This is a genomic window from Calothrix sp. CBUCES-K 9914 (genome assembly GCF_059640475.1).
In genome coordinates this window covers 1-6,605 of sequence record NZ_JBXXZH010000374.1, presented here as the reverse complement: position 1 = coordinate 6,605, position 6,605 = coordinate 1, and the positions used below count along the sequence as shown (strand labels likewise).

The following is a 6,605-nucleotide window of genomic DNA, read 5'->3' as shown; positions in this document are numbered from 1 at the left end:
CAATACCTCCCTGCTCCCGATGCCAAAAAGTTATGTGTACACGGTAGCCTTAATAAGGGGGGGATTAAAATTTCCATATTAAAAACCCAAAATATTCTGTAAGCTGCCTTGTAAAGAACGTAACTGGCGATAAGCTTTCTCAAGGTTATCCCCATCAACCTCAACTTCTGTAGTTGGGTAGTTTCTAATCACTTCAATTAACTTAATATCATTATCTTTTGCCGATAGTACAAGCGCGCTCCGCATAGCTTGTCTATCGTCTTGTCGCGTTGGTGTGTGAATCACCTGGCTTATTTGGTCTAAAATTACATTTCCAACAGGACTATTTAAAACCCGCTCTAATATAACAGGATTTACTCTTACTGGTTCAGTTAGGTAGCGACGAACTACTTTCGGGTCTTGTCGTGCTAACGCTAAAGTCGCGCGTAATGCAAGCGAAGGTTGACCTGTATCCGCAAGAGTGGAAAGTTCTCTTACAGGAAACGGCTGGCGAAAAACACGATATTTAAGGATAATTTTTTCGGCTGCGAATACAGGGGTGGCTGTAGAAAACACGCACGCAATAGCAGCTATTATCAAGCAGTAGCGCATTAATATAAGTCTTAGCATATATATATATTGGTTTGAGTTAAGCAGGCGCCATTTGTGAGTGACGATATTTACCAGGCATTAGTTGCATCAATACAACAATAGCTTTCGATGTCATCTATCCATAAATAGAAATTCTGATTTTTGCAAGGAACTGTGCTGATAATGTGTAAGTCTTCCGGTATAGTTTTGCATGGGTTAGATAGCAAAACTGCTGCCAGATACACCCAGTTGCACATGCCAATTTTTCAGCAAATTTATAGACTTTAAACCAAGATGACACGTCAGGGTTTACACAATCAACATAAAAATTCTCATTCCTCACACGGCAACCGTATGAACAAGCAACGCGCGCTGCCCACTATTTTGTCTGCTTTAGTTGTAGCTTCTGGCGCCTCTACCCTCGTGCCAGCATTTACCAACAATGGTGCTACTAACGCTCAAACCCCTGTTCGTACCGTTCAAGCTCCTGCTGCTGGTACTATATTATACGTAAATCCTACAAGTGGTAATGACGCAGCAGGCACCGGGACTGCCGAAGCAACACCATTCAAATCGATTACTTTTGCTCTTAGACAAGCTCAACCAGGTACTATTATTCAATTGGCGCCGGGAACTTATAACGCAGAAAGTGGTGAAACATTTCCGATTGTCTTGAACCGAGGAATCAGTCTTAAGGGGGATGACAACTCAAAAGGTCAGTCAGTATTAATTAGTGGCGGTGGATTTTATACCAGTCCAACCTTCGCAAGACAAAATATTTCAATTTTGGCAGGTAACGACGTAGTAGTTTCTGGAGTAACAGTAACTAACACAAACGGACGCGGAACTGGAGTATGGGTAGAATCAGCAAATCCAACTATTCAAAATAGTACTTTTACACAAAGCGTTCGTGAAGGTGTGTTTGTTACAGGTACAGGTAATCCTAAAATCGAAAATAATATCTTTACTCTTAACCAAGGTAACGGCGTTTCGGTTGCCAAAAATGCCAAGGGCGAACTTCGTAACAACCAGTTTCAAAACACAGGTTTTGGTATTGCAGTTAGCGACAACGCATCACCTTTAATTACTGATAATCAAATTACCGGGAATAATGGTGGTGTCGTAATTAGTAGTAACGCCAAACCAGTATTGCGAAACAACGTTATTCAAGAAAACCGCGACCACGGTTTAATTGCAATTCAAAACGCTGAACCCGACTTAGGTACTCAAGAAAGTCCTGGTAAAAACATAATTCGCAACAACGGTAAGAAAGACCCGAAAAAATTCTTCGATATTTACAACTTCAGCACAACTAAAGTAATTACTGCTGTGGGTAACGACGTAGACCCGACCCGCACTTTAGGTAAAGTCGAATTAGTTGTAGCAAAAGTTGAGCCACCACCAGTAGTTGGTGGCGCCACTGCTTTCAAAGATGTAACTGCTGACTATTGGGCAAAAGCGCATATTGAAGCTTTGGCTTCGCGTAATATTATTGCTGGGTTCCCCGATGGTACGTTTAAACCGAATGAACCTGTAACACGCGCGCAATTTGCGGCTATTGTCGCCAAAGCATTTAACCCAGCACCAAAGCGAGAAGCAGCTAACTTTAGTGATGTACAAAGTAACTTTTGGGCTTTCCAAGTAATTCAAACTGCCGCACGTGGTGGTTTTATTTCCGGTTATCCTGACCGTACATTTAAACCAGCGCAACAAATTCAGCGCGTACAGGTACTTGTGGCACTGGCAAATGGCTTAGGTTTAACAGCTCCTACGCAGAACATTAATTCTTTCTTTAGCGATGCTGCTGGTATTCCTGGATATGCCACTAGCCCAGTTGCTGCGGCAACCGCTAAAGGACTAGTAGTCAACTATCCTACGGTAAAACAACTCAACCCAACGCGCGAAGCAACCCGCGCGGAAGTAGCAGCTTTTGTTTACCAAGCTTTGGTTAACGCAGGTCAAGCTCAAGCTATTTCTTCCCCCTATATAGTTAGAACCCCCTAAACAAAAATGTAGAGACGTGATTAATCACGTCTCCCTTGGGCGGAGTGTGGTTTTTTTGTGAGTTTTGATGAGTTGATCCCCCGTGCTTTCGGGGGGTTGTAGCATAGGCGTCCTCGCCTGTGCAGTGGCTTAATTTTTTTTACCACAGAGACACGTAGAGACGCGATTAATCGCGTCTCTACAGAGAAAAAGAGCAATAAACTTTTCCTTCCTTCATTTCGCATCAAATTTAATAATTTCTGCCTTAGCTGCCGCGCGCACTATACGGTTAGGGTCATTTTGAAGCTTACTCAAAATATCCTGTGGCGTATTAGAATGTTGAGCAACGGCGTAAAGTTCGAGCCACGATAAAGAGCCACTGTTATTAGCTAAAAAATCACTGCTGGCGCCTATATGTAATAATCCAATTAAACGAGCTAATGAAGGTGTAGGAGTATTTACATAAGTTTGTAAGTATGAACTAGCTTTCTCTGGATAATTACTAACTAAAACTTTTATTGCTGCTGTTTTGGCTGCTTGGAAACTTTTAGTTTTTGTTTGGGCTAACTTTTCGATAATATCTACAGGTGTATTTGGGTTTTGTACGGCGCCTATACGAACAGCAACGTGTTTATCAGTAGCTAATTTTGCTAAAATATCAACTGGTGTTTTGGGATGAAGTGCTACCGCTTCACGAATAATAATATTTTGATGTTTCGCAAGTTTTCCAAGTTGAGTTTCTGAAGTATTTAGATTTTTTAATGCCTCCCATTTGTCAAGAAAATTTTCTGATTTGTTGATAACTCGGAATTTCAAAAAGTTATACAACATGCAGCTTTAAAAGCATGTTCATTTGAAGTTGAACTAAAATCTCTAAAAGGGCACCAGTTTCATGCATTACTACGTTCAGGCGCCATTTTTGATAATAACAATAACCCTGTTGCGACGATGGGCATAATTCTAGATATTACCGAACGTAAGCAGGCAGAACTAACATTGCGCGATTATGCAGAAAAGCTTGAAGAGACGCTCAAACAATTACAATCTACTCAAGCTCAAATGTTACAAGCAGAAAAAATGTCTAGCTTGGGTCAGTTAGTCGCTGGTATTGCTCATGAAATCAATAACCCTGTCAATTTTATTCATGGAAATGTTACTCATACTCGCGAATATACTCAACAATTGCTCGAACTTATTAAACTTTATCAAGATGAATTCCCAAATTTTTCACAAGTAATTGCTGATAAACTTGAAGAAATAGATTTTGATTTTCTCCGCGAAGACTTACCAAAACTACTTACCTCGATGCAAGTTGGTACTGAAAGAATTCGCGAAATTGTTAAATCCCTTCGCCTTTTTTCCCGTCTTGATGAAGCTGATATAAAAACTGTTAACATCCACGAGGGTATTGATAGTACTTTGATGCTTTTACAAAATCGTCTGAAAGACAAACCCAAGCGTAGCTGTATTAAAGTTGTTAAAGATTATGGTGATATTCCAGACATTGAATGTTATGCTGGACAACTCAACCAGGTATTTATGAATCTAATAGTAAACGCAATTGATACAGTCGAAGAGGGAATAGCGCTTGGTAAAGTAGAAACCCCTGTAATCAAGATTAGTACATCTGTAGTAGGCGCATCTTGGTTACAAATTGCAATTGCTGATAATGGATCTGGTATTCCCGAAGAAATTAAGCAGCGCATTTTTGACCCTTTCTTTACAACAAAGCCAGTTGGTAAGGGTACAGGTATGGGTCTGTCTATTAGCTACCAAATAATTACTGATAAACATCATGGGAAATTAGAGTGCTTTTCTATACCTGGGCACGGAACTGAGTTTGTGATTCAGATACCTATACTGCAAAAAGCTGAGTAAATCCAATAAATAACGCTGTTTTCAATCTTGCGATAGAGTTAATAAAACTTAAGAATCTTTATACTTATTTTTAAACATAAATGGTAACTCAGTATATATTGTTAAGCGCCCGTACTACTTGTAGTTAGGACTTACGAGTAAACAAATACAAAATTCTCTTGTGGTTTCTTGTGGGGTGGGCATCCTTGCCCGCCCTAAGAATTGAACGGGCAGGGATGCCCATTCCACAACAGTATTCCACAAGACTTTTCCAAAAGGTGGTAATTATTTTTAAATTGATGAAAGCTTATTCAGGCGTTGTCTAGGTGATTAACGTGAAAATTGACATCAGTAAATTCTTTTGCACGAAAAGGGCGAAAAATAATAGGTTGTTAGTTGCTTGTTTACTTGGTCTTGGGTTTTTGTGTGCAGGTTGCGGCGCCTCGAATAAAGACAAAGCGGATGCACAACCACAACAGGGTGCTGCGACTGCGAATAGAAGTACACCTGTAGATGTAGCAATAGCACAAACTGGTTTATTAAAACAGCAACCCGAATTTACTGCGACAACGGCGCCATATCGCACGGTTTCATTACGCTCACGAATTGAGGGTCAATTATTAGCGCTTTCTGTTGATGTGGGCAATACTGTTAAACAGGAACAAACCCTTGGGCAAGTAGATGATGCACTGTTAGTAACAGCATTAAATCAAGCGGAAGCGGAACTTGCTTCGTTAAAATCAGAAGTTTCAAAAGTAAATACACAAATAGCTAACCGTAAAGCAGAAGTTGAACGGTTACGGTTGGAACTTGTTCAAGCACAAAATGATGCTAACCGTCAACAAAAATTATTAAAAGAAGGCGCCATTCCTGCACAAGCTGCTGAACAAAGTCTGACTGAAGCGCAAACTGCTGCTCAAGCATTACGCGCGGCAATTTCACAAGTTAATTCAGAACAACAAGCGGTTACAACTGCTCAAGGTCGAGTTGTTGCTCAACAAGCAGTAGTTGCTGAAGCTAGAAAACGTCGTTCTTACGCGCGGTTGGTATCTCCTATTAATGGTGTAGTGGCAGAAAAAGTTTCGGAACCAGGTAATTTTTTACAGCCAGGGAATGAAGTTTTAAAAATTAGTGATTTAAATAAAGTTAAGGTTGTAGTGCAACTCTCAGAGTTAGAACTAGGAAGAGCTAGAGTTGGACAATCTGTACAGGTTAAGTTAGACGCATTTCCAAACCAAACATATACAGGTGTTGTTGGTCGTATTTCTCCTGTTGCTGATGCGACCGCGCGTTTAATACCTGTTGAGGTAGATATACCTAATATTAATAACAAAATATCAAGCGGTCTTTTGGCAAGAGTTACTTTTAACGCGAATACTGCACAAAGAGTCGTTATACCGCAAACAGCACTACAAGAGAAACCTGGACAACCAGCCAATAACCCTCAAGGCACTATTTTTGTTTTGGCAAAAGGCGCCCTTGAACCTACAGTTAATACACGAAATGTGACGCTTGGGCAAAGGGGTAACGGGAAGGTTGAAATTTTATCGGGGTTGCAAGCAGGTGAGTCTTTTGTAGTTAGAAGCGGTAAACCTCTCAAAGATGGTGAAACCGTTAGACTTTCGGTTCTTTCAGAAAAAAGCTAATTCTTCCTTTGTGTCCTTTGTGTTCTTTGTGGTTCATTAAAGAAAAACCACAAAGGCACAAAGAACACAAAGGTAAGAGGGTTTAAAAGAGTTTTTATATAAAAGCGATGCAGCGAAACACCAACAGATTAAGTATTAGTGCTATTTCTATTCGTCAGCATATTGCGACGTTAGTTTTAACTGTCGCGGTTATTGTTATAGGTATCTTTTTTGCTTCGCAGTTACCAGTAGATTTACTGCCTTCGATTACTTATCCAAGGATTGGTGTTCGGATTACGGCGCCTGGAATATCGCCGGAGGTGGCAGTTGATGAAATTACTCGACCTTTGGAAGAAGCTTTTACGGCAACGGAAGGTGTGGTGCAGGTATTTTCTCAAACCCGTGAGGGACAAGTAAGTCTGGATTTGTTTTTCCAAACGGGTGGTAATATTGACCAAGCTTTGAATGATGCGACTGCTGCTTATAACCGCGCGCGCAATGGATTACCTGACACGATTGAAGAACCTCGTATTTTTAAAGTTGACCCTTCACAGTTACCTGTTTACGAGT

6 protein-coding genes are annotated in these 6,605 nt (G+C 40.5%); 4 read left to right on the top strand and 2 right to left on the bottom strand.

All coding sequences use genetic code 11. The features are described from left to right. Positions 1-78: 78 nt before the first annotated feature. Complete coding sequence (locus AC2JBO_RS41625; protein ID WP_496959485.1) at positions 79-609, bottom strand: alpha/beta hydrolase; 531 nt, start codon at positions 607-609, stop codon at positions 79-81. 255 nt (positions 610-864) lie between these two features. Between AC2JBO_RS41625 and AC2JBO_RS41620 the strand changes: the two genes are divergently transcribed. After that, a complete protein-coding gene (locus AC2JBO_RS41620; protein ID WP_496959484.1) occupies positions 865-2,574 on the top strand; it encodes a DUF1565 domain-containing protein in 1,710 nt (569 codons plus the stop codon). A gap of 213 nt (positions 2,575-2,787) precedes the next feature. On the opposite strand, the gene AC2JBO_RS41615 is transcribed toward AC2JBO_RS41620, so the two are convergent. Then, positions 2,788-3,369: a hypothetical protein gene (locus AC2JBO_RS41615; protein WP_496959483.1), complete on the bottom strand. Its 582-nt coding sequence runs from the start codon at positions 3,367-3,369 to the stop codon at positions 2,788-2,790. Between the two features lie 6 nt (positions 3,370-3,375). Here AC2JBO_RS41615 and AC2JBO_RS41610 point away from each other — a divergent pair, with 6 nt between their 5' ends. The 3 genes from AC2JBO_RS41610 to AC2JBO_RS41600 form a co-directional block, all read left to right on the top strand. Further along, complete coding sequence (locus tag AC2JBO_RS41610) at positions 3,376-4,431, top strand: sensor histidine kinase (RefSeq protein WP_496959486.1); 1,056 nt, start codon at positions 3,376-3,378, stop codon at positions 4,429-4,431. Between the two features lie 314 nt (positions 4,432-4,745). After that, positions 4,746-6,056: an efflux RND transporter periplasmic adaptor subunit gene (locus AC2JBO_RS41605; RefSeq protein ID WP_496959482.1), complete on the top strand. Its 1,311-nt coding sequence runs from the start codon at positions 4,746-4,748 to the stop codon at positions 6,054-6,056. Between the two features lie 107 nt (positions 6,057-6,163). Beyond that, positions 6,164-6,605, top strand: a 442-nt coding sequence (locus tag AC2JBO_RS41600) for an efflux RND transporter permease subunit (protein ID WP_496959481.1), incomplete at its 3' end; no start/stop codon positions are given.